The organism is Micromonospora sp. NPDC049204, assembly GCF_040647935.1.
Classification (GTDB): domain Bacteria; phylum Actinomycetota; class Actinomycetes; order Mycobacteriales; family Micromonosporaceae; genus Micromonospora.
Genome location: NZ_JBEZDC010000001.1, coordinates 143,835 through 167,102, shown reverse-complemented (window position 1 = coordinate 167,102; position 23,268 = coordinate 143,835). Strand labels below are relative to the sequence as shown.

At 72.2% G+C, this 23,268-nt stretch carries 20 protein-coding genes; 12 read left to right on the top strand and 8 right to left on the bottom strand.

Annotated features, from left to right (window positions below):
- The first annotated feature begins 51 nt into the window (after nucleotides 1-51).
- From AB0A90_RS00835 to AB0A90_RS00825, 3 genes are all read left to right on the top strand, one after another.
- Nucleotides 52-780, top strand: coding sequence for a MerR family transcriptional regulator (locus AB0A90_RS00835; RefSeq protein WP_357239457.1), 729 nt, complete (start codon nucleotides 52-54; stop codon nucleotides 778-780).
- Between the two features lie 44 nt (nucleotides 781-824).
- Nucleotides 825-2,033 carry a D-alanyl-D-alanine carboxypeptidase gene (locus tag AB0A90_RS00830; protein ID WP_357239454.1) on the top strand — a complete coding sequence of 403 codons (1,209 nt, stop codon included), beginning with the start codon at nucleotides 825-827 and terminating at the stop codon, nucleotides 2,031-2,033.
- Nucleotides 2,034-2,120: 87 nt separating this feature from the next.
- Nucleotides 2,121-2,948 (top strand): peptidylprolyl isomerase, encoded by an 828-nt coding sequence (locus tag AB0A90_RS00825; protein ID WP_357239451.1) that lies wholly within the window; start codon nucleotides 2,121-2,123, stop codon nucleotides 2,946-2,948.
- Nucleotides 2,949-3,080: 132 nt separating this feature from the next.
- Here the strand turns inward: AB0A90_RS00825 and AB0A90_RS00820 are convergent, their stop codons facing one another.
- Nucleotides 3,081-4,115, bottom strand: a complete 1,035-nt coding sequence (locus AB0A90_RS00820) for a LacI family DNA-binding transcriptional regulator (RefSeq protein WP_357239448.1) — start codon at nucleotides 4,113-4,115, stop codon at nucleotides 3,081-3,083.
- 183 nt (nucleotides 4,116-4,298) lie between these two features.
- Between AB0A90_RS00820 and AB0A90_RS00815 the strand changes: the two genes are divergently transcribed.
- Complete coding sequence (locus AB0A90_RS00815; RefSeq protein WP_357239446.1) at nucleotides 4,299-5,267, top strand: acetylxylan esterase; 969 nt, start codon at nucleotides 4,299-4,301, stop codon at nucleotides 5,265-5,267.
- An 80-nt stretch (nucleotides 5,268-5,347) separates the two neighbouring features.
- Nucleotides 5,348-6,211 (top strand): M15 family metallopeptidase, encoded by an 864-nt coding sequence (locus tag AB0A90_RS00810; protein WP_357239443.1) that lies wholly within the window; start codon nucleotides 5,348-5,350, stop codon nucleotides 6,209-6,211.
- 139 nt (nucleotides 6,212-6,350) lie between these two features.
- Here AB0A90_RS00810 and AB0A90_RS00805 read toward each other — a convergent pair whose 3' ends face one another.
- A complete protein-coding gene (locus AB0A90_RS00805) occupies nucleotides 6,351-8,099 on the bottom strand; it encodes a cellulose binding domain-containing protein (protein ID WP_357239440.1) in 1,749 nt (582 codons plus the stop codon).
- 291 nt (nucleotides 8,100-8,390) lie between these two features.
- Nucleotides 8,391-9,578: a spore photoproduct lyase family protein gene (locus AB0A90_RS00800; protein ID WP_357239437.1), complete on the bottom strand. Its 1,188-nt coding sequence runs from the start codon at nucleotides 9,576-9,578 to the stop codon at nucleotides 8,391-8,393.
- A gap of 199 nt (nucleotides 9,579-9,777) precedes the next feature.
- On the opposite strand from AB0A90_RS00800, the gene AB0A90_RS00795 reads away from it, so the two are divergent.
- On the top strand, nucleotides 9,778-11,046 hold the full coding sequence (locus AB0A90_RS00795) for an RICIN domain-containing protein (RefSeq protein ID WP_357240643.1): 1,269 nt from the start codon (nucleotides 9,778-9,780) through the stop codon (nucleotides 11,044-11,046).
- Between the two features lie 280 nt (nucleotides 11,047-11,326).
- The gene (locus tag AB0A90_RS00790) at nucleotides 11,327-11,935 is read left to right on the top strand and encodes a hypothetical protein (protein WP_357239434.1); all 609 of its coding nucleotides are present in this window, start codon (nucleotides 11,327-11,329) and stop codon (nucleotides 11,933-11,935) included.
- Here the strand turns inward: AB0A90_RS00790 and AB0A90_RS00785 are convergent.
- A complete protein-coding gene (locus AB0A90_RS00785) occupies nucleotides 11,923-12,882 on the bottom strand; it encodes a YafY family protein (RefSeq protein ID WP_357240640.1) in 960 nt (319 codons plus the stop codon). The two genes, AB0A90_RS00790 and AB0A90_RS00785, sit on opposite strands and share 13 nt — an antisense overlap.
- A 74-nt stretch (nucleotides 12,883-12,956) precedes the next feature.
- Nucleotides 12,957-14,348, bottom strand: a complete 1,392-nt coding sequence (locus tag AB0A90_RS00780) for a glycosyltransferase family 39 protein (RefSeq protein WP_357239431.1) — start codon at nucleotides 14,346-14,348, stop codon at nucleotides 12,957-12,959.
- A gap of 360 nt (nucleotides 14,349-14,708) precedes the next feature.
- On the opposite strand from AB0A90_RS00780, the gene AB0A90_RS00775 reads away from it, so the two are divergent.
- The 3 genes from AB0A90_RS00775 to AB0A90_RS00765 all read left to right on the top strand — a co-directional run bounded on the left by AB0A90_RS00775 (nucleotide 14,709) and on the right by AB0A90_RS00765 (nucleotide 18,240).
- Entirely contained in the window at nucleotides 14,709-16,706 is a 1,998-nt protein-coding gene (locus AB0A90_RS00775; protein ID WP_357239428.1) for a translation factor GTPase family protein, read from the top strand.
- Between the two features lie 86 nt (nucleotides 16,707-16,792).
- Nucleotides 16,793-16,915, top strand: coding sequence for a hypothetical protein (locus AB0A90_RS00770; protein ID WP_357239426.1), 123 nt, complete (start codon nucleotides 16,793-16,795; stop codon nucleotides 16,913-16,915).
- A gap of 125 nt (nucleotides 16,916-17,040) precedes the next feature.
- A complete protein-coding gene (locus AB0A90_RS00765) occupies nucleotides 17,041-18,240 on the top strand; it encodes an RtcB family protein (RefSeq protein WP_357239423.1) in 1,200 nt (399 codons plus the stop codon).
- A gap of 232 nt (nucleotides 18,241-18,472) precedes the next feature.
- On the opposite strand, the gene AB0A90_RS00760 is transcribed toward AB0A90_RS00765, so the two are convergent.
- From AB0A90_RS00760 to AB0A90_RS00750, 3 genes are all read right to left on the bottom strand, one after another.
- Nucleotides 18,473-19,264 carry a maleylpyruvate isomerase family mycothiol-dependent enzyme gene (locus tag AB0A90_RS00760; RefSeq protein WP_357239420.1) on the bottom strand — a complete coding sequence of 264 codons (792 nt, stop codon included), beginning with the start codon at nucleotides 19,262-19,264 and terminating at the stop codon, nucleotides 18,473-18,475.
- 109 nt (nucleotides 19,265-19,373) lie between these two features.
- Nucleotides 19,374-20,867, bottom strand: a complete 1,494-nt coding sequence (locus AB0A90_RS00755; protein WP_357239417.1) for an MFS transporter — start codon at nucleotides 20,865-20,867, stop codon at nucleotides 19,374-19,376.
- A 33-nt stretch (nucleotides 20,868-20,900) separates the two neighbouring features.
- Nucleotides 20,901-21,530: a TetR/AcrR family transcriptional regulator gene (locus AB0A90_RS00750; protein WP_357239414.1), complete on the bottom strand. Its 630-nt coding sequence runs from the start codon at nucleotides 21,528-21,530 to the stop codon at nucleotides 20,901-20,903.
- A gap of 262 nt (nucleotides 21,531-21,792) precedes the next feature.
- On the opposite strand from AB0A90_RS00750, the gene AB0A90_RS00745 reads away from it, so the two are divergent.
- Nucleotides 21,793-22,167 carry an L-rhamnose mutarotase gene (locus tag AB0A90_RS00745; protein ID WP_357239411.1) on the top strand — a complete coding sequence of 125 codons (375 nt, stop codon included), beginning with the start codon at nucleotides 21,793-21,795 and terminating at the stop codon, nucleotides 22,165-22,167.
- Nucleotides 22,168-22,369: 202 nt separating this feature from the next.
- The gene (locus AB0A90_RS00740) at nucleotides 22,370-23,197 is read left to right on the top strand and encodes a peptidoglycan-binding domain-containing protein (protein WP_357239408.1); all 828 of its coding nucleotides are present in this window, start codon (nucleotides 22,370-22,372) and stop codon (nucleotides 23,195-23,197) included.
- The last annotated feature ends 71 nt before the right edge of the window (nucleotides 23,198-23,268 follow it).

The following is a 23,268-nucleotide window of genomic DNA, read 5'->3' as shown; positions in this document are numbered from 1 at the left end:
AGCACGTCCGGGAAAGTCTCAAATCACGTCGTAAGCGGTACGGTGGCTCGCGTGGACGTCTCCCCGAAGGATCGACTCCGGGCCGTGGACCTGGCGGCCACCGTCGGGATCTCGGTGCAGCAGGTGCGCAACTACGTCGAGCAGGGTGTGCTGCCCCCGGCGCGGCGGACCGAGAGCGGCTACCGGATCTTCACGACCGCGCATGCCCGGGCGCTGAGCGTCGCGCGACGGCTGGCCGAGGGGCACGGCTGGAGCCGCGCCCGGGAGATCATGGCGGCGGTGCATCGGGGCGACCTGCCGGCGGCCCTGGCCGCGCTCGACGGCGGTCACGCCGAGCTGGACCGGGAACGCGCCGAGATCCGCCGGGTGCTCGGCGCCTTCGTGACCGTGCTGGCCAGCCCACCGTTGGCGCGGCCCGCACCACGCCGCGCCGCCCGCATCGGCGAGGTCGCCGCCCTGGTCGGGGTGCGAACCTCCCAGCTCCGGCTCTGGGAGCAGCGCGAGCTGCTGCGCCCGGGTCGCGCTCCGGGCACCAACTACCGGGTGTACGACGAGGTGGAACTACGCGCCGCGCAGGTCATCGCGTTGCTGCGCCGAGGCGCGTACCCGTTCGAGATCATCGAGGCGGTGCTGGAGGAACTGCGGACCACCGGCAGCCCCCAGCGCGTCCGCGCCGAACTGGCCCGCCGCGAGCAGGACCTGCACATTCGCAGCCTGCGCCGGCTGCGGGGCACGGCCGCCCTGCACGACTACCTGCGCGGTGGCGGCGAGGCGGGTTGACCGACCCGTCCCACCGAGCGATCTTGTTGGCTAGGGTCGGGCACATGAGAGCTGCGCTGCTGGCGGCCACGGCGTCCGCCATCCTGCTCGCTCCCGCGCCGGTCGCCGCCGCGGGAGCGTCCGCCGGGGCAACCGTGCGGTGCCCGCGGGTGCCGGCCCCGGCGGTGTCCCGCCCGCCCCGCCCCGCACCCCCGCCCGCCGTTCCCGCGCAGCGGGTGGTCGGCGGCGCGGCCCTGGACACGACCGGCCTGGTCGTGCCGGCCGACGCCCCCGCGCCACCGGCGATCACCGCCACGTCGTGGCTGGTCGCCGACCTGGACAGCGGCCAGGTGCTCGGCGGGTGCGGCCCACACGAGTACGGCACCCCGGCCAGCGTGCAGAAGCTCCTGTTGGCGGCCACGATGCTGCCTCGGTTGGACCCGAAGCAGATGGTGACCGTCACCGAGGACGACATGCACATCGAGCCCGGCTCCTCCGCCGTGGGACTCGTCGCGGGCGGTCGGTACACCATCGAGACCATCTGGCTCGGGCTGCTGCTCAACTCCGGCAACGAGGCCGCCAACGCGCTGGCCCGGCTCGGCAGCGGGACGGACAGCGCCGCCGGCGTACGCGCGATGAACGAGCAGGCCCACCACCTGGGCGCGCTGCAGACCCACGCGGTCACCCCGTCGGGGCTGGACGGCAAGGGGCAGTTCACCAGCGCGTACGACCTGGCGCTGATCGCCCGGGCCTGCTTCGCCGACCCGACCTTCCGCCGGTACGCGCTGACCGAGCAGACGCAGATTCCCACCCAGCCGGCGCAGCGCACCAAGGGTTTCCAGATCCAGAACGAGAACCAACTCATCTACCGGTACCCGGGCGCGCTCGGCGGCAAGACCGGCTTCACCGACCTGGCCCGGCACACCTACGTGGGCGCCGCCGAACGCAACGGCCGACGGCTGGTGGTCACCCTGTTGGGTGCCGAACCGGCGCCGAAGCGCGGCTGGGAGCAGGGCGCGGCCCTGCTGGACTGGGGTTTCACGCTGCCCCGGGACGCGTCCGTCGGCCGGCTGGTCGAGCCGGGCGAACTGACCGTCACGCCGTCGGCGGCGCCGTCCGCGCTGGCCGCACCCGGTGCGCCCCGGCCGGCGGCGGCCAGCGGACCCGCGCGGACCGGCTCGGGATGGTTGTGGTCGGTGACCGCGGTGAGTGGCGCGGGGGTGCTGGCGCTGTTGGGCGGGCTGCTGTGGCGGCGTCGCCGTCGGCTGCCCTGAGCCGCTGACTGGCCGGACGGATCGACATCGGGCGCTGGCCTCCATAGACTCCGGTCTTTCTGGCACCACGAGTCCAGGAGGATCACCGTGTCGAGTGAACTCGAACCGCACCGCGGCGTGGCGGCACCCCGCCGGCCGGTGCACATCCTGTCCCGCCTCGCGGGGGTGACCGCGCTCGCCGGGGCGCTCGTCGTCGGGGCGTCCCCGAGCGCGGTCGCCGCGACCGCCGCCGCCGAGGGCGCTTCCACCGCCGCGGACGCCGCCACCCGACCGCCGCGCACCACCCACGGCCCGTGCGCGTACACCGAGACACCCGACGAGCCCGCGGCCCGGCCGGTGCCGCTGCCGCCCGACCCACGGCGCACCCCGGCCCGGGGCAGTGTCCGGGTGACCCTGTCGACCAACCACGGACCGATCGGGCTGACGCTGGACCGGGCCGCCGCACCGTGCACCGTACAGAGCTTCCTGCACCTGGTCGGCAAGCGTTTCTACGACCGCACCCCGTGCCACCGGCTCACCGCGTACCCGACGCTGAGCGTGCTGCAGTGCGGTGACCCGTCGGGCACCGGCGAGGGCGGCCCGGGCTACCGGTACCGCGACGAACTGCCGACCGACCTGCCGCCGGCGCCCACCGACCCGACCGGGGAACGCCGGGTGTACGCCCGGGGCGTGCTGGCGATGGCCAACGCGGGGCCGGACACCAACGGCAGCCAGTTCTTCCTGGTCTACGCCAACTCGGCGCTGCGCCCCAACTACACGATCTTCGGCGAGGTCGACGCGGCCGGGTTGGCCACCCTGGACCGGATCGCGGCCGGGGGAGTGGCGCCGACCGCCGAGGACCCGGCGCCGGTCGACGGCGCGCCCGCGCTGCCGGTGACCATTCGAAAGGCCGTCCGCGCGCACCACCACCACTGAGCAGGCGGCGCGGTGGGCGGCGTCTGCCGCTCACCGCGCCAGCGGGAGCGCCAGCCGGGGGGAAGCCCGGCGACCGAAATTCTCGGAAGCGGATCGGAACTGGTCCGACCGGTTACCGACCCAGTTCCGGCCTCACGACGGGCCGGGCGACCCGGACGGCGGGGCGGTGCTGTCGCGGACGACAAGTTCCGTGGCGAGTTCCACACGTGGCGAGTCGATGCCCTCACCCTGGGCCAGGCGCAGCACGGTCCGGGCCGCCAACCGTCCCATCTCGACCAACGGCTGCCGCACCGTGGTCAGCGGTGGCGATGCCCAGCGGGCCTCCGGCAGGTCGTCGAAGCCGACGACGCTCACGTCGTCCGGCACCCGCAGCCCGCGCCGCCGGATGGCCTCGTAGACGCCGAAGGCCATCTGGTCACTCGCGGCGAAGATGCCGGTCGGCGGGTCGGCGAGGTCGAGCAGCGCGGTCGCGCCGGAGAACCCGGAGGCGTGGTAGAAGTCGCCCGGGTAGATCAGCTCGTCGTCCACCGGCACTCCGGCGCTCTCCAACCCGGCCCGGTAACCGTCGAGCCGCGCCCGGCTGCACAGCAGGTGCGTCGGCCCCGCCACCAGGCCGATGCGCCGGTGCCCGATCGCCAGCAGGTGCTCGGTCGCGGCCATTCCGCCGGCCCAGTTGGTGGCACCGATCGTCGGCACGTCCATGGCCGGGACACCGGCCGGGTCGACGACCACCACCGGCACGTTGAGGCGGCGCAGTTGCGCGTGCAGCGGCGGGCTGAGGTGCGAGGTCACGAAGATGACCCCGTCGGTGGCCCGGGTGCGCAGGTTCTGCAGCCACTGCCGGGCGGCGGTGGGCTGCCGGTGGATCGCGGAGACCACCGTGCCGACTCCCGCGCCGTGCCCGACATCCTCCACGCCCCGGATGATTTCCACGGCCCAGGGGCTGTCCAGGTCGTTGAAGACCAGGTCGACGAGGCCGGCGCGGCGAACGCTGCGGCTGGTGCGTCGCCGGTAGCCGTGGTGGCGCAGCAACTCCTCGACCCGCTCCCGGGTGTCCGGTGCTACATCGGAGCGACCGTTGAGGACCCGTGACACGGTCGGCACCGACACCCCGGCTTCCCGTGCGATCGCGGTGATGGTCACCCTGCGTCCGTCGTCCGCGCCCACCCGCGTCTCCTTCACCGTGCCGGAAGAACGACCACGAGACGTCGTCAACCGAGGATCCCGGAACGGTGTGCCCGTTCCACGCGTCATCTTGCCTCACCGACGGGGGTTGACGACATGCCAGGTCGGTTCTAGCGTTCGGCGAAGTTACGGAATCTTTCCGGAACTTCGTCGACCGGGGACGGCATGTACACCGATCTACCTGAGGAACAGCTGCGGGACTACCGCGGCGTCGTCACGGAGCCGGCGGACTTCGACGACTTCTGGGCCGACACCCTGACCGAGGCCCGGCGTGCCGGCTGGCCGGTGCGGGCCGAGCCGGTCGCGACCGAGTTGGACAGCATCGACGTGTTCGACGTGACCTTCGCGGGTTTCGCCGGCCAGTCCGTGCGGGCCTGGCTGCGGGTGCCCCGCGGCGCCGACACGGCGTTGCCGACGGTGGTCCAGTTCGCCGGCTACGGCGGCGGGCGCGGGCACCCGCTGGAGAACCTGCTCTGGGCCGCCGCCGGGTTCGCGCACCTGCAGATGGACACCCGGGGGCAGGGCTCGGGCTGGAGCCGGGGCGACACCCCGGACCTCGGCGCGGCCGGGCCGGAGGCGCCCGGCGTCACCACCCGGGGCATCGCCGATCCGAAGACCTACTACTACCGGCGGCTGATCACCGACGCCGTCCGGGCGGTGGACGCCGTCCGGACCCTGCCGCTCGTCGATCCGACCCGGGTGGCGGTGCTCGGGCACAGCCAGGGCGGAGGGCTGGCGCTCGCGGCCGGCGCGTTGGCACCCGGGGTACGGGCGGTGGTCGCGTTCGTGCCGTTCCTCTGCGACATTCCGCGCGCGGTGGTGACCACCGCCGCCCGCCCCTACCGGGAGATCCGCGACTACCTGGCGATCCACCGGTACGCCGAGGAGCGGGTGCTGACCACCCTCGCGTACGTCGACGGGGTCAACTTCGCCCGCCGCTGCCGCCGTCCGGCGCGGTACTCGGTGGCGTTGATGGACGAGATCGTCCCGCCGTCGACGGTCTACGCGGCGGCCAACGCCCACGCCGGGCCGAGCGAGTTGGCGGTGTGGCGCTACAACGGCCACGAGGCCGGCGGGATCGACGACGACGAGTCGGCGCTGGTCTTCCTGCGCGCACACCTGACCGAGAGCTGACCGGGCCACGTGCCCAGCGGGGCCGACCCGGAACGGGTGCATCCGGCCCGCGCCGCCGGCCCGGCTGATAGACAGGAGAGGTGGGTCACCGGATCGCCGTCGCGCTCGTGGTCGCCGTGCTGCTCGGCGGTTGCTCGCGGCCGGAGCCCCGCCCCGCGCCGGCCGCGCCCCCGTCGACGCCGGTGAGTCCCACCCCCCGGCCCACCTCCGCGACGCCCACCCCCGCGACGTCCAGCTCCGCGGCCGCCCGGCTGCCCGGATTCGTGGACCTGAGTGACGTCGACCCGCGCATCCACGCCGACATCCGCTACGCCACGGCGCACAACTTCGTGGGCCGCCCGATCGCCGGCTACCCGGAGCCGCTGTGCCTGCTCACCCGGCAGGCCGCCGAGGCGCTGCGCCGGGTGCAGGACGCCGCCCTGGCCGGCGGGCGCAGCCTCAAGGTGTACGACTGCTACCGCCCGCAGCCGGCGGTGGACGACTTCGTCGCCTGGTCGAAGCGCCCCGGCGAGCAGCAGACCAAGGCCGAGTTCTACCCGGACCTGGCCAAGGATCGGCTCTTCGCCGAGGGCTACATCGGGGCGCCCACCGCGCACAGCCGGGGCAGCACCATGGACCTGACGCTTGTGGACGACCCCGCCGCCGACCAGCCCGCGTACCGGCCTGGGCAGCCGCTCGTCGCCTGCACCGCGCCCCCGGGGCGGCGCTTCGCCGACAACAGCGTCGACATGGGTACGGGCTTCGACTGCTTCGACTCCCGGGCGCACACCGCCGACCCCCGCATCACCGGGACGGCGCGAGACAACCGGCGGTTGTTGCAGCGGCTGATGACCGACGCCGGCTTCGTCAACTACGACCGTGAGTGGTGGCACTACAGCCTGCGCGACGAGCCGTACCCGGACACGTTCTTCGCCGCGCCGGTCGCCCGCTCGTCGGTCGGCTGACGCGCCGCCGTCCGGCACGCGCGTTGGCTGACCCGGCCGGTCGATACCGCGTCCGCTCCGACCGGGGGCGGCCGGTGGGGCGTGTGGGTGCGGATCCGCGATCCAACACCCACACGCCCACCTACGGGCGGTGCGGCCCTCAGAGGGTGAACACGAGCGTGGAGATGCTGCGGGCGGCGACGTTGATGGTGGCCTGACCGCCGTTGACGCTTGTCGGTTGGCTGGCCGCGTTGGCGTTCTGCGAGGTGAGGTAGTGCTCGGCCCGCGTGACGTTCTGCGGCGCCTGGACCACGGCGTTGGTGACCGCGCTGGTCGAGCGGTTGAGGATCACCAGGGTGACCTTGCCGTCGCCCTGGTAGGCGGTCACCTCCAGGGGCGAGGCCTTGGAGCTCTTGGTCAGGGCGACCCGCTGGTAGCCGGGGCGGACGTACTTGGCGTACTGCGAGAACGCGTACCCGCGCTTGAGCGGAGCGCCCGCGACGGTGCCGAACGCCGACTCACCGTCGCCGATGAAGGAGTAGTAGCGCTTGCCGTACCACCAGATGTAGGCGCTCCAGTTCGCCTCCATCGACCGGTGCACGGTGCGCATGATGTCGTCGAGCGTCTCGTTCCAGACCGTGCCGTTGGCGGGGTTGCCCCAGATGTTGGAGCCGCCACCGTCGGCGGCGTGCAGGTTCCACTCGGTCATCCACACCGGCTTGTTGTACTGCGCGGCCAGGGGATACGGCTTGAGCCGGCCGGACTCCTCGGTGCCGTACAGGTGCCCGCCGATGTAGCCGATGTTGTTGCGGGCGGTGGTGTCGTTCAGGGTCGGATCGGTGAAGTTGTAGTTGAGGTTGACCGCCTCGGCGACCATCAGCTTGGTGTTCTGCACCTTCGTGCCCTGGTCCCGGACGAAATTGCGCAGCTCGGTGCCGCTCCAGTCCATCGAGTCGTAATCCGGGTGCCAGTCCGGCTCGTTCTGCACCGAGGTGACGTCGATGTTCACGCCCTGGCCACGCATGTACTGCACGTAGCTGTTCAGATGGTTCGCGTAGTCGTCGTAGTAGTCGGTCCTCAGCTTGCCGCCGTTGACCCGGCTGTTGTTCGTCTTCCACGCCGCCGGTGCGGTCCACGGCGAGGCGAGGATCTTCACGTTCGACCCGTACGACTCCGCCGTCTTCAGCGAGTCCACGTGCGTCGCCCACTCGCTGGACACCGGCGACAGGCCGGTCCGCACGATGGACAGCCCCAACTGGTTGGCGCCCAGCCCGACGAGCGTCTGGGTGTCCGTCGTCGACCAGGCGCTACCCCAGATCGACTGCGCGGCCCCGAACCCGTCGACTGTCTGGTATCTGGTCGCGCTGTTCACCGTGATGTCCGCCGGCCCGTTCGGCGGCGGAGTGGTCGGCGGTGGGGTCGTCGGCGGTGGGGTGGTTGGTGGCGGGGTCGTCGGCGGTGCGCTGGTCGGCGGTGGCGTGGTCGGTGCCGGTTCGCCGGTGCAGGCCACCCCGTTGAGCGTGAAGCTGGCCGGCGCGGGGTTGCTGCCGGTCCACGAGCCGTTGAAGCCGAACGAGACGGTGCCGTTGGTGGCGATCGCCCCGTTGTAACTGACGTTCCTGGCGGTGACCGCCGCGCCGCTCTGGGTCAGTGTCGTGTTCCACGCCTGCGTGACGGTCTGGCCGGCGCTGTAGGACCAGGCCAACGTCCAGATGCTGACCGGATCACCGAGATTGGTGATGGCGACGTTGGCGCCGAACCCGCCCTGCCACTGCGACGACACGCTGTAATCCACCGAACAGCCAGCGGCCGCTGCCCCGGCCGGCATCGCCACGGCGATCGCCGTCGATGCCACAAGCACCGCGCCGGCGGACACCGCGGCGGCCCGGATAACTCTGGGTCTTCTCATGGACCATTCTCCTGATGATCGGGGGCGTGAACACGCGAAGTGCCGCGTTGCCATGACAGATCGCTGTCGGGCCACGCCGCCACCGTGGCCAGGACAGCGGTGCGGCACAGTGTGAGCGCTAACAGGTGCTGCCCATCGCACCCGACACCACATCGCTCAATGCCCCGCTGGCGGCCGAGCTCCCGACGGCACGCCTACCTACACCCGCATCGACTGTGGTGGATGAGAAGGTTGCCGTCAAGCGACGACGGCGAGGTTCGCGAAAGTTTTCCGAAACATGCCGGGGACGGCTCAGGTCCAGTAGAGGATCCGGCAGGCCGGCACCCGCGAGGCGAGCTCGGCGGTGAACCAGCCGCGCAGCTCGGCCATGGTGTCGCGCGGGTAGACGTACTTCACCGCGCCGAACTTGCCGTGTTTGCGGCTGCGCGACTCCTCGTCCATCTCCAGCCGGGTGCGCGGGTACCAGCCCAGCAGCACCTCCTTGCTGCCCGGGGTGAACCGGTGGGTGATCAGCTCGGCGGTCAGGTCCAGCTCCGGCACCCCGTCGACCGCCGCGCGGACCTGGTCGAGCAACTCGCCGTAGCTTTCCCGCCAGTCGGGCAGCGCGATGATCGGGGCGATGGTCAGCCCGACCGGGTAGCCGTCGAGCGCGAGCCGGCGCAGCGCGGCCAGCCGCTCCGGCACCCGGGCGGTGCCGCCCTCGAACCGTTCACTCACCGGTGCGCAGTTGACGCTGAACCGGACCCGGGTACGGCCGGCGTGCGGCAGCCCGACGAAGGTGTCCACGTCGGCGTACTTGGTGGTCCAGCGCAGTTGCACGGGCGCGTCCCAGGCGGCGAAGTGCTGCACCGCCCGCCGCCAACTGCCGGTGAGGTGCTCCAGCGCGAGCGGGTCGGTGTAGCAGGACGCCTCGAAGGTGGTGCCCTCGTCGGCGCGTCGCGCGTTGCGGCTGGTCACCGTCCCACGCCCGGCGTAAGCGGCCAGCCCGTCCAGGATGTCGTCGAGGTCCGCGTACACCCGGGTCACCGGCGGGCCGGACAGCGAACCGGCGAGGTAGCAGTACTGGCAGTGCGCCGGGCAGCCCTCGGCGAGGTCGACCCGCCAGTCGGCGCTGGGCGCGATGGGTTGCAGGGTGCGCCGCGAGGGTGGGCTGACCACGATCGCCATGGTGGCCTTCGCCCGCGCGTACGTCTCCCGGTCGGTTTGTCCGCGTACCCCGGTGAGCCGGTTGGCTCGCAGGTGTTCCACCTCGATGCCCTGTGCCTGCACCAGCTCGACGATCCGCTGGCCGTGCGGGTGCTCCAGCGCCGCCGGGGTGGCCACCACCCGGCGCGGGGTCCAGCGGCGGGCCGGCCGGGCCGCGGGTGCGAGCCCGGCGAGGTCACGGGTCGGCACCCACTCGCCGCTGGCGTCGTGCGGCGCGGCGGGCAGGTCGACGGCGAGGGGCGTGTCGACGTCGACGGCGTCCGGGCTGGTCATCGGGCCGGAGTACCCGCTGGCACCGGAATCCCACCCGTTCAGCCGACCCATGATTGACGCCGCCGGTGCCACCGCATAACCTTTCGTCTATCTGTAAACCTTGTGAACAGATGCAGGTCGACGCGGCGGCGCGCGTCCCCACCGAAGGGACGATCAGGTGATCGCAGAACTCTCCTCCCGTACCAGACGAATCTTGTCGGTGTTCGTCGCTCTGCTGGTCGCGCTGAGCGCCGGCCTGGCGGTCAACTCCTCGCGGTCCGCGCAGGCCGCGCCGACGTTCAAGGTCCTGGCCTTCTACAACGGCACCTGGGACGCCGCGCACATCGACTTCGTCCGGGACGCCCGGGCCTGGTTCCCGCAGGCCGCCGCGCAGCACGGCTTCTCCTGGGAGGCCACCAACAACTGGGGTCTGCTGAACACCGCGAACCTGGCCCAGTACAAGGTGGTCATGTTCCTGGACGACGCGCCGCCCACCGCGCAGCGGGCCGCGTTCCAGCAGTACATGCAGAACGGCGGGGCGTGGTTCGGCTTCCACGTCAGCGCGTGGACCGACAACCCGTCGAGCTGGAGCTGGTACTACAACACCTTCCTCGGCACCGGCTCGTTCCAGACCAACACCTGGGGACCCACCCGGGTCACCATGCGCGCCGACAACCGCACCCACCCGGCCACCCGGAACCTCCCGGCGACCTTCCCGTCGTCGATCAGCGAGTGGTACTCCTGGAGCAACGACCTGCGGCAGAACCCGAACATCGACATCCTCGCCTCGGTCGACGCGTCCAGCTTCCCGGTCGGCACCGACCCCAACCAGTCCTGGTACGGCGGGTACTACCCGCTGGTGTGGAGCAACCGGCAGTACAAGATGCTCTACGCCAACTTCGGGCACAACGCCATGAACTACAGCACCAACACCGGGCTGTCGTCGACGTTCGACAGCGCGCAGCAGAACCAGCTGCTGATCGACGGGCTGCACTGGCTCGCCGGCGCCGGCACCACCACCCCGACCACGCCTCCGCCGACCGGCGGCATGATCTCACCGACCGCCTGGCACACGGTGGTCAACCGGGGCAACGGCAAGTGCGTGGACGCGCGCGCCGCCGCCAGCGCGAACGGCACGGCCATCCAGCAGTACGCCTGCAACGGCAGCGCCGCGCAGCAGTACCAGTTCGCGCCGACCAGCGGCGGCTACCTGCGGGTCAACAACCGCACCAACGCCGCCCAGGTGCTCGACGTGACCGACCGGTCGACAGCCGACTCGGCGCCGATCCAGCTCTGGTCCTACAGCGGTGGCAACAACCAGCAGTGGCGTGCCGAATCGGAGGGCGGCGGCTACTACCGCCTGGTCAACCGGCAAAGCGGCAAGTGCCTCGACGTGCCGGGAGCGTCCACGGCGGACAGCGTCCAACTCATCCAGTACACCTGCAACGGCACCGCCGCGCAGTCCTTCCGGCTGGTGCCGCAGTCCTAGCTGCCCGGCCCGACCAGCCCGTCTGCCGCCCGCCTCATCGGCCGGCACGACCAAGGGGTCGGCGCTTCGGCTCCGTCACCACGACACGATGGTGGCGGAGCCGAAGCCGACAGGTGTCGCCAGCGGCCAGAGGTCACCCCCGGGCGGTTGGTGACGTCCGGCTCGGACGGCTCGGGAGACCTGGCGCCGCACGATGACCGACGGTGGTCGACCGACCGGGTGGTGCACTCCCTCGCGAGAGGGAGGTGGCCCGGCCTGCTCGGTTCCTAGCGTGAGCGGCATGAGAACACCTGATCGCCTCGATGCCCCCAAACCCTCGACGTCGCCACCGATGGTCGCCGAAAGCGGAGAATCGCGGCTACGCGTGGCGTGGCGTAAGGCCCACGCCCCGGTGGCGGGAGTGCCCCGCTGGGCGCGGGTCGCCGCCTACGTCATCCCGTTCACCGTGCTGCCCTCCGGCCTCTGGCGGCTTCCGGTCGCGTTCCGCGACGGCGTCGGGTTCGACGGGCGGGTATACGTCGTCTGCCTCTCGATCGTGGCGGAGCTGATCGCGTTCACCGCCGTCGGTCTCGTCGCCGGCTGGGGAGAGCGGTTCCCGCGCTGGATTCCCGGGCTGGGTGGCCGCCGGGTGCCGACGCCGGCCGCGCTCATACCCGCGACGCTCGGCGCGACGGTCCTCACCGTCCTGTGGACCAGCGCCTTCATCCAGATATTCGCCGGGGTCACCATGCGGGGCACGCCGCTCCCGGCGGACTTCCCCACGCAGCGCGGTGAGGGGGAGGCCGCGATCTTCTACGCCTGCTACCTGCCGCTGCTGCTGTGGGGACCACTGCTCGCCGCGGTCGCCTACGCCTACTACCGGCGACGCCAGGGCCGCTACGACGCCTGAGCGGCCCGACCGAACCGGGCGGCGACGGCACGCACGACGTCGCGCAGCTCCGGCGGGTCGAGCACGTCGAAGTCGACCCCGATGGTGCTGAGGAAGGCGGCCAGATTGCTCAGCGACTCCCCACCGGTGTGCAGCAGGCAGGTCCGCTCGTCGATCGCCTCCAGCAGGCCCGCCGTGCTGGGGATCCGCTGGGCCACCTGGTCGGCCGACGCGTGCAGGCGTACCCGGGCGGGGTGCGGCCAGGCGGTGGAACCGACGCCGCGCAGCACGTGCGCGACCGCGTCGCCGCCGGGCGGCTCCCGCGGGGTGAAGCGTGGGCCGGTCGGCACCCGGGGCCGGATCCGGTCGGCGCGGAAGGTGCGCCAGTCGGCCCGGTCGGTGTCCCAGCCCAACAGGTACCAGCGCCGACCGGTGTAGACCAGCCGGTACGGCTCGACGTCGCGCACGGTGGCCGTACCGTCATGCCCGGCGTAGTCGAAGCGCAGGCGCTCGGCCCGGTGCACCGCCGTCGAGACGGCGGTGAGCGTGTCGGCGTCCACGGTCGGGCCGCCGCCGGCGGCGGAGACCGTCGCGGCCCGCAGGGCGTCCACCCGGTGCCGTAACCGCGACGGCAGCGACTGCTCCAGCTTCGCAAGCGCCCGCAGCGACGTCTCCTCGATTCCGGTCACCGAACCGCCGGCAGCTGCCCGCAGCCCGACGGCCACCGCCACGGCCTCGTCGTCGTCGAGCAGCAGCGGCGGCAGGGCCGATCCGGCGCCGAGCCGGTAGCCTCCGGCGACCCCCGGGTGGGACTCGATCTGGTAGCCCAGCACCCGCAGGCGCTCCACATCGGTGCGCACGGTGCGGGTGGTGACCGCCAGCCGTTCGGCCAGTTCCGGGCCGGACCACTCCCGGCGAACCTGCAGGAGGGTCAGCAGCCGCAGCAGCCGCACCGAGGTCTCCACCATGCCCGCGAGTCTGCCAGTCATCGCGGAAGCTCTCCTTCCGCGATCGCCCCGGTCGGCTACTGCTGCCGGGTCCCTCAGGCCGTGCGCTCCAGGAGGGTGATGCTGAGCAGCGGGTACCGCCAGCGCTGTGCCTCCCGGTAGCCGGCGCTGATCCGTTCCCGTTTGCCGGGCGTCATGTCCCGGAGCGGGTCGGCCGCGGGATCGGCCCCGACGACCCAGATGCGCGGTGGTGTGCCGAGGCAGGTGGCGTCCGGGCACTCCGTCGCCAGGAACCGGCCGTCGCTGCGCTGCGGGGCGACGCGCAGCACGTCCGGTGGGCGTGGGGCCGGCAGGTAGCGCTCGTAGATGTCGCGCGGTGACCAGGGGATGCTCGGGTGGCTGTCCGGAAACACCACGACGTCGCCGGGTCGGTAGTGGGGACCGATGACCGCCGCGATCCGGTACGAGTCCTGGCTGTGACCGGCGTGGGCGCGAATGGCGACGTGTGCGGGGAGGGCCAGGACGACCGCCAGGGCGACCGCGACGACGGCCGACGACCGTCCGACGCGGGCCAGGGCGGACGCCGCGAGGACGGCCAGCGCCGGCAGCACGACAAGCACGTAGCGGGCCACCCAGACGTGTAGCTGGGTGCCGGCGAGCAACAGCAGCGCCATCGGGACGAACGCCGCGCCGGCCAGACACACGTACGCCGGGGCGCGGCGCGCGCCGAGGACCGCGAGGACGAGGACGAGCCCGCCGACGGCCGCGGAGTGGAAGAGCCGCTCCGGGAACGCCTGGAGGGCACCCAGGTCGACGAGCGCGATCCAGGACACCTGGCCGGTCTGCCCCCGACCCCAGACCGACAGCGCGAGCGCCGGCAGCACACCCACGCCGGCGGCCGTCACCCACCCGCGTACGGTCCGCCAGCCCTCGGCTCGGCGGGGGAGCTGCCACCAGCCGACCGCGACGGCGTGACCCGCGAGCATCAGCAGGCCGTTGAGCGGATGCAGCAGCCCGACGACGCCGACGGCGGCGGCGTACCCGGCGAGGCGGCGACGCGTGGGCTCCTCCAGCAGGCTGATCAGGCACCACACGGCGACAGCGGCACCGAGGATCACCGGGGCGTAGGACCGGGCCTCCTGCGCGTACCGGGAGGTCACCGGCAGGATCGCGAAGAGCAGCCCCGCCAGCAGGCCGGTCCCGGGGCCGCCGAGTCGACGTCCGAGCGCGGTCACCACCACCGTGGCGACGGTGCTGGCGGCGACCGAGGGCAGCCGCAACGCGGCCGTGGACGTGCCGGCCACGGCGACGTACACCTTCATCAGGGCGTAGTAGGGAGTCAGGACCGCGTCCACCGAACCGGCGAGTTGCCACAGCTGCGACCAGCTCAACCGGACCGCGCCCCAGGTGGCCAACTCGTCGGCCCAGAGGGCCGGACCGGTCAGCCGCCACCGGCCCAGCACCAGCGCGACAAGGGCGGGGAGCACCCAACCCGCCACCGCCCAGCCGGACCGGGTGTCGCGCGGTTCCCGATCCGCGTCCGCCGACGGCAGGTCCGGTGCGGTGGCGACGGTGCCGACATGGTGCGACGGCCAGGTGGCGGTGATGGTGGTTCTCCCGGGACAGGGGCGGACAGTGCCGCGCGAACCTAGCCGCGTCAGGTGAGCACGCCGCGTCGCGGAGCCGGACGGTACGTGAACGGGAGCGCCGGCTAAATCGGTTGTCCGAGCCGCGACGGCCTGCTGAACTACCCGAAACCGCCACCAACAGCCAGGGAGTCACCATGCGCGCTGCGTCGATGTCCGACCAGAGGGGATCTGTCGCCTACCTGAAGGACCTGACGCTGCGTGAAGACTCTGAACCTCGGCATCCTGGCTCACGTCGATGCCGGTAAGACCAGCCTGACCGAGCGGCTGTTGCACGACGTTGGCGTGACCGACCAGCTCGGCAGTGTCGACGCGGGCAGCACCCGTACGGACTCCCTGGCTCTGGAACGGCAACGCGGGATCACCATCCGCTCGGCCGTCGTCTCCTTCGTGCTGGACGACGTGACCGTCAACCTGATCGACACGCCCGGTCACCCGGACTTCATCGCCGAGGTCGAGCGGGTGCTCGGCGTGCTCGACGGCGCGGTGCTGGTGATCTCCGCGGTGGAGGGGATACAACCGCAGACCCGCGTGCTGATGCGGACCCTGCGGCGGCTGCGCATCCCGACACTGATCTTCGTCAACAAGGTCGACCGGGCCGGGGCGGACCCCGAGCGGGTCGTGCGGGCCGTCGCGGAGAAGCTCACTCCGACCGTGGTGGCGATGGGCTCGGTGGCGGCGCCGGGGACTCGCGGCGCGCACTGCTCGCCGTACGGCCCCGCCGACGTGGGGTTCACCGACCGGCTGCTCGACGTGCTCGCGGGGCAGGACGACGGGTTGCTCGCCGACTGGGTGGCGGACCCGTCGGCGGTGCCGTACCCGCGACTGCGCCGGGTGTTGGCGACGCGGACCCGCCGGGCGCTGGTGCAGCCCGTGTACGCCGGCTCGGCGATCACCGGCACCGGCGTGGGCGCGCTGATCGCCGGCATCACCGAACTGCTGCCGACCGGTCAGGGTGACCTGGACGCCCCGGTCTCCGGCACCGTGTTCGCCATCGAGCGGGGATCGGCGGGGGAGAGGATCGCCCTGGTCCGCCTCTTCGCCGGCACGATCCGGGTCCGCGACCGGGTTCGCGTCGGTACGGCCGACGCCGCGCTGGTCACGGCGATACGTGTCGCCAGCCAGGGGGCCGACGTGGTGGCGCCGTCGGTCGGTGCCGGCCACATCGCCCGGCTGTGGGGTGTGCCGGACGCGCGGATCGGCGACCCGGTCGGCGTACCCCCGGAACGTGCCGGCGCGGACCGCCACTTCGCGCCACCCACGCTGGAGACGGTGGTGGTGCCGGAGCGCCCCGTCGACCGGGCCGCGCTCCACGCGGCGCTGAGCCAACTCGCCGAACAGGACCCGCTGATCAACCTGCGGCAGGACGACCGGCGGCACGAGATCAGCGTGTCGCTCTACGGCGAGGTGCAGAAGGAGGTCATCCAGGCCACCCTGGCCGACGACTTCGGCGTGCCGGTGACGTTCCGGGAGACCAGCGTGGTGCACGTGGAGCGGGTGTGCGGCGTCGGCGAGGCGGTCGAGGCGATCGCGGTGGCGCCCAACCCCTTCCTGGCCACCGTCGGGCTGCGGATCGGCCCGGCGCCGACCGGGGCCGGTGTGAGTTTCCACCTCGGCGTCGAGCTGGGTTCGATGCCACCCGCCTTCTTCGCCGCCGTGGAGGAGTCCGTGCGTCGGACCCTGCGCCAGGGTCTGCACGGGTGGGAGGTCCCCGACTGCGAGGTGACGATGACCCACGCCGGCTACTGGGCGCGGCAGAGCCACTCGCACGGCAGCTTCGACAAGAGCATGTCCAGCACCGCCGGGGATTTCCGCAATCTCACCCCGTTGGTGCTGATGGCCGCGCTCACCCGTGCCCGTACGCGGGTCCACGAGCCGGTGCACCGCTTCCGGTTGGAGGTGCCCGGTGACGTCCTCGGCACGCTGCTGCCGGCGCTCACGCGACTGGACGCGGTGCCGACCGACACCATCGGGCGGGGCACGTCGTACCTGGTGCGGGGCGAGATCCCGGCGGGCCGGGTGCACGCGCTGGAGCGTCGCCTGCCCGCGCTGACCCGGGGCGAGGGTGTGTTGGAGACCGAGTTCGACAGGTACCGCCCGGTGCCCGGTCCCAGCCCCACCCGGCCCCGCTGGGACAACGACCCGCTGGATCGCAAGGGGTATCTGCTGGCGGTCGCCCGCCGGGTCGGCGGCCGGTAACGGCGATATCCATTGCGGACGCCCCGCAGCCCTCCTAGGCTCGTCGGTGCAAGGTCGACCGAGCCACACCCCGAAGGGAGTACGCCGTGCCACGACGCATCCGCACCGATGCCGCCCGGCTGCTCCCTGCCGGCGGGTCTCTGCTCGGCACCACCAGAGCCTGTGCGTACCCGGCGCTGCGGCGCAACGAGCCGGGGTGGCGCGACTGACGCGACGCTGACGCGTCCGCCGGCCGCCCATCCCACCGGGATCGGGCGGCCGTTTCGTATCCGCGCACCGCCGCCGCGCTCATACCTGATCATCAACGGTCATCGCACGACACGAGGAGACCACGATGGGATTCACCCCTCTCGCCGGTACCCGGGCTCCGGTCCGGGTCTGGACCGACCCCTACGCGATCGAGCCGCAGGCCGCCAAGCAGCTGCGCAACATCGGTGCGTTGCCCTGGGTGCAGGGTGTCGCCGTCATGCCCGACGTGCACTTCGGCAAGGGCGCCACGGTCGGTTCGGTGATCGCGATGCGGCAGGCCGTCTCGCCGGCCGCGGTCGGCGTCGACATCGGCTGCGGGATGTCGGCGGTGCGTACCTCGCTGACCGCCGCCGACCTGCCCGACGACCTGGCCGGGCTGCGCTCCGCGATCGAGGCCACCATCCCGGTCGGCTTCACCCAGCGCGAGGACTCGGTCGACACGCGTCGGATCCGGGGTCTGGAGCAGGCCGGCTGGGACGACTTCTGGGGCCGGTTCGCCGGCCTGGACCGGCGGGTGGCACAGTTGGAGACGCGGGCGCGGCGGCAGCTCGGCACCCTCGGCGGGGGCAACCACTTCATCGAGGTCTGCCTGGAGCAGGGCGGCGCCGACGAGGGGCGGGTCTGGCTGATGCTGCACTCCGGGTCCCGCAACATCGGCAAGGAACTGGCCGAGCGGCACATCGGGGTGGCCCGGGGGCTGCCGCACAACGCCGACCTGCCGGACCGGGACCTGGCCGTGTTCCTCACCGGGACGCCGGAGATGGACGCGTACCGGCGGGATCTGTGGTGGGCGCAGGAGTACGCGCGGCGCAACCGGGCGGTCATGCTGGCCCTGCTCTGCGGGGTGGTGCGGGAGCAGTTCCCGCAGGTCGCCTACGACGAGTCGATCAGCTGCCACCACAACTACGTGTCCGAGGAGAGCTACGACGGGGTGGACGTGCTGGTGACGCGCAAGGGGGCCATCCGGGCCGGCCGGGGTGACCTGGGCATCATCCCCGGGTCGATGGGCACCGGGTCGTACATCGTGCGGGGCCGGGGTAACCCGGACGCGTACTGCTCGGCGTCGCACGGGGCCGGGCGCCGGATGTCGCGGGCGCAGGCCAAGCGGACGTTCAGCACCGAGGACCTGGCCGCGCAGACCGCCGGGGTGGAGTGCCGCAAGGACGCCGGGGTGGTCGACGAGATCCCCGGCGCGTACAAGGACATCACCGAGGTGATGGCCCAGCAGGAGGACCTGGTCGAGGTGGTCGCGCACCTCAAGCAGGTGGTCTGCGTGAAGGGCTGACGTGCCGTGCGGGCCGGGTTGACCGGCCCGCACCGCCCCGGGTGAGAATACCACGAAATCACCCCGCCGGTGGGCGGAGGGGACCCGACCCCTAGCCCCCAACCCGACCCGCCCGCCCGCCCCCCCCCCCCGCCCGCCCCGGGGGGTGGGGCCCCCCCCGACCCGCGGGGGGGGGGGCGGGGGGGGGGGGGGGGGGGGGCGCGCCCCCCCCCCCCCCCCCCACGGCCGCTGGTCAGAAGCCGACGAAGACCCGGCGCAGGTCGTCGAGGGTCACCGAACCGGTCGCCCGCACCCCGTCCGGGGTGTGCTGGGTGCCCAGCCGTCCGGTGGCCAGCCGCAGCCACGCCTCGGCCGGGGCCTCCAGCTCGCCGTCGGGACGCTCCGGCGCGTCGACGACCTCGACCTTCTCGCCCAGCCGCAGCCCGAACGTCCGCTCGGGCGCGTGCACCCGGACCAGCAGCGTGGCCTCCCGCCCGCCCAGTTCCTGCGGTCGGCTGGTCCAGGCCAGCATGCCGCCGATCTGGTCGAGCAGCAGCGCCACCGCGCCCGGCGTCACCGCCGCGAACGGGTTGAACGCCACCTCGGTGTCCCACTGGTGCAGGGCGAACTCGCTGAGCCGGAACCGGGCCGCGGTGGCCACGTCCACCGGCTCCGGCAGGAAACCGAGGTCGATTCGCATCGAGGAGCGGGTCTCGGCGTCCAGCGCCTCGTACGCCTCGACCAGCCGCTCGTTGGCGGCGAGGAACCCGGCGGCGTGCTCGGCCGGGGCCATCGCGTCCCAGCGTGCCCAGACGCCACGGTTGAAGTCCCCGTCCGGGCCGGGTGCGCCGGTGCGGGCGGCGTCCAGCGTCGCCAGGTTGATCTCGGCGCCGCTGCCCAGGTGACTCAGCACCTGGGAGACCTGCCACTCGCTGGCCCCCGACGGCCGGAGCAGGTCGTCCTCCTTGAGGTCCCGCACGAGCGCGGCGAGCTCCTCGTGGCCCGCGCGCAGAGCTGTGATGATCTGGTCAGCAGGGGTCGACATGGATCTCCTCAAACGGATTTTCGACGATGGTCGGGACGTTACCGGACGTGGCCGCCGGCCGGTCCACCCCACGCTCGGGGCGCTCCGGCCGGCGGCCACATCGGTCAGCTCAGCCCATGTGCACGGTGGTGCCGGTGGGGACGTCCTCCTTGCGGACCTTCACCAGGACCAGGGTGGCCAGGCCGGCGAGCACGATCAGCGCCGCGCCCCAGGCGAAGGCCACCCGGTAACCGTGCACCAGCGCCTCGACCTGGGTGACCGGGTTCGGCGCCCGGCCCACCAGGTAGGCGGCGACCGCGCTGGTGTAGAAGGTGTTCAGCAGGGCGGTGCCGAGCGAGCCACCGATCTGCTGGGTGGCGTTGAGCGTCGCGCTGGCCGCGCCGGCGTCGTGCTCCGGCACCCCGACCAGGGCGAGGCTGGACAGCGGGACGAAGGTGAAGCCCAGCCCCAGGCCCAGGATGACCTGCGCGGGCAGCAGGTGGGTGAGGAACGAGGTGTCCGCGTCGATCTGGGTCAGCACCAGCATGCCCAGGGCGGCGAGCACGGCACCGGCGACCATCAGCGGCTTGGCGCCCAGTCGCGGCATCAACTGGCTGGCGCCACCGGCGGCGATGAGCACACCGGCGGTGACCGGCAGCGACGCGAGACCCGCCTCCAGGGGCTTGTACTGCAGCACCACCTGGAAGTAGAAGGTCAGGAAGAGGAACGCCCCGAACAGGCCGGCGCCGATCAGCGTCGAGGTGAGGAACGCCCCGCCCCGGTTGCGGTCCAGCACGATCCGCAGCGGCAGCAGCGGGTGGCTGGAGCGCAGCTCGATCACCACGAAGGCGGCGAGCAGCACCACGCCCGCGGCGATGAAGCCGAGCGTCGCGGTGGCGTCCCAGCCGTCCTCGGCGGCCTTGGTGAAGCCGTACACCAGGGAGACCAGGCCGGCGGTCACCACGACCGCGCCCGGTACGTCGTAGCGGGTGTTGCCCTTGGCCCGGCTCTCCGGCACCAGCGGGAGCGCGAACGCGATGGCGATCGCGGCGACCGGGATGTTGACCAGCAGGCACCAGCGCCAGTTGGCGTACTCGGTGAGCACCCCACCGAGCAGCAGGCCGACCGCAGATCCGCCGCCGGCGATCGCGCCGTACACGGCGAACGCCTTGGCCCGTTCGGTGGCCTCGGTGAACAGCACGGTGAGCAGCGCCAGCGCGGCCGGGGCGAGCAGCGCACCGAAGGCGCCCTGCAACGCGCGGGCGGCGAAGAGCATCCCGCCGGTGGTGGCCAGACCGCCCAGGGCGGAGGCGAGCGCGAAACCGGTCATGCCGACGATAAAGGTGCGCTTGCGCCCCCAGTAGTCGGCGATGCGACCGCCGAGCAGCAGCAGCCCGCCGAAGGCCAGCGTGTAGGCGGTGATCACCCACTGCCGGTTCGCGTCGGTGATCCCCAGGTCGGCCTGGGCCTTCGGCAGTGCGATGTTCACGATGGTGGCGTCCAGGACGACCATCAGCTGCGAGACCGCGATGACCGCCAGCGCGATCCAACGCCGCGGGTGCGGCGTGCTTGTCGACGCCCCGGCGCCGGATGCGCCAGGTGCGGTCGAGGTGGTTCCGGGCATGGTGAAGCCTTCCGTGTTGCGGATGTCGGTGGGTCAGGCCGGTGACGGGCGGTCGGGCTGGTAGCGGAGGACCGGGATCAGCACCTGGTCGACGACCTGGATGAGGAACGCGTCGTCGGCGGGCAGGCCGTGCGCGACGATGCGGGACAGGGTGAGCGCGGGCGCGAGATCGTGGAACAGCTCCCGTTCGCCGGCCTCCGGCGGGATCTCCCCCCGGGCGGCGGCCCGGACCAGGATGGCGGTGCTGGCCACCCGCCCGGCCGGCAGCACCTGGTGACGTACCAGGCGTTCCAGCTCGGGGTTGGTCCGCATGGCGAAGGTCAGCGCCTGCATCAGGTCGCAGTCGGCCACGCAGATCGCTGCCGTGGCCCGCAGCAGCTCGATCAGGTCACCGCGCAGGCTGCCGGTGTCGGGCGGGTTGTGCACGCCGACGTGCCGGTCGCGCAGGGCGGCGACGACCAGCTCGGCCTTGCCGTCCCAGCGCCGGTAGATGGTGGCCTTGCTGACGTGGGCGCGGGCGGCGACGGCGTCGATGGTCATCCGGTCGAAGCCGACCTCGCGCAGCAGGTCGATGACCACACCGAACAGGTCGCTGTCGGTGCACCGGGGAACCCGGGCGGCCGGCACCCCGGCGCCCGCGCCCACCTGCTGACCACCCAGCATCCCAACCCCCCGCGAAACGATGTCGTACTCACAGTAGTTCCGGATTGGTGAAGGTGCAGGGTTTCGTGAGTTGCGTCGCACCGAGTTCACGAAACGATTGCGTTTCCGACAGGCGTCCGGCGGGTGAACCTGGCGGTCGGTAGTCCGGGCAGGAGGACCACCGGTCGACATCGCCGGCGGCCGGCCCCTGCCCGGCACCCCTCAACCGCTACGGTCAGGTGCTTTCGGCACCCCTGAACCAGTTCACACGAAAGGGCACGACGTGAAACGTCATGGCTGCGTGATCCGGCTCCGCCCCGAGCAGCGGGAAACCTACCTGCGGCTCCACGCCGACGTCTGGCCCAGCGTCGAGCAGACGCTGCGCGAGGCGAACTTCCGCAACTACACCATCTTCCTGCACGACGACCTGCTCTTCGGCTACTACGAGTACGTCGGCGACGACTACGAGGCCGACTCGCGGCTGATCGCCGCGGACCCGCAGACGCAGGAGTGGTGGAAGCTGACCGACCCGTGCCAGGAGTCGATCGCCGAGCCCGGCTCGGGAGACTGGTGGGCCCCGATGCGCGAGATCTGGCACCTGGACGACGAGGCGGTCGCGCAGGCACCCGACCCGACCCAGCAGGGCTCCGTCAACTAGACGAGTGAGTGTTGAGCGGTATGTCGCAAAGTCATGATGATGAATCTGCGGCATACCGCTCACTACCGCGTCCGCCCCCGCGAAGGTGGCCAACGGTCACCGTTGGAGGTTTGTACGCTCCAACGGGGTGACAACTCGGCTCGCGCATTGAAGACTAGCTTCATCCGTTCATGTGGATTGGTCAATATCCTACGGAGGAAGCGTGCTTACGAGAAGGAACCTGCTCGTCGCCGCCGGTGCGGCTGTGGTCGGCGCCGTACCGCTGGCTGGCTCGGCCACGGCCGCGTTGCCTCAGCTGGACATGGAGGCGCTGGTCAAGGCAGCCCAGATCGACCCGCGTCGGCCGGACACCGCGCTGACCGAGGGTGCCAAGGACAGCGTCCTGCTTGTGGAGCGCGCACTCCAGGCGAGAGGGCTGCTCTCGTCGGCGTACGTCGACGGTCACTTCGGCACCAGCACGATCGCCGCGTACGCCGCGTACCAGCGGTCCCTCGGCTACGCCGGTCTCGACGCGACAGGTCTACCCGGCCCGTCGTCACTGCGGTCGCTCGGCGAGGGACGGTACACCGTGGTCCGGGCGATCTCACCCGGCAGCGTGGTTACCCTGCGCGGTGTGCAGGTCAACACGCGCACCAGGTCGATGCTGATCGAGGCCGAACGCCTACTTGGCCGCCAGCTCGGCATCACGCAGGGCTCGTACAGCAGCGGTGTGGGCGCCTCCGCCGGCACGCACGACGGCGGCGGCGCGCTCGACCTCTCGGTCAGCGGTCTCTCCTCGTCGGTCCGGACCGACGTGCTGCGTCGACTGCGCACGGTGGGCTTTGCCGCGTGGCTACGGACCCCGGCCCAGGGGGACTGGGGCTACCACATCCACGCCATCGCGCTCTCCGACACCGACCAGTCGACAGGTGCGCAGAACCAGGCCGGCGACTACTACCTCGGTCGTAACGGCCTGGCCAACCGGGGCGTCGATGATGGCCCAGCGGTCAGCCCGAAGCGGACCTGGGAGGAATACCAGCGCACGCTCTGAGGTCCACGAAAGTCGTCGACAAGAACGTGGGCGTGCCTGTCGATTGGGACCTGGTCCATTCGTAGCCCTGG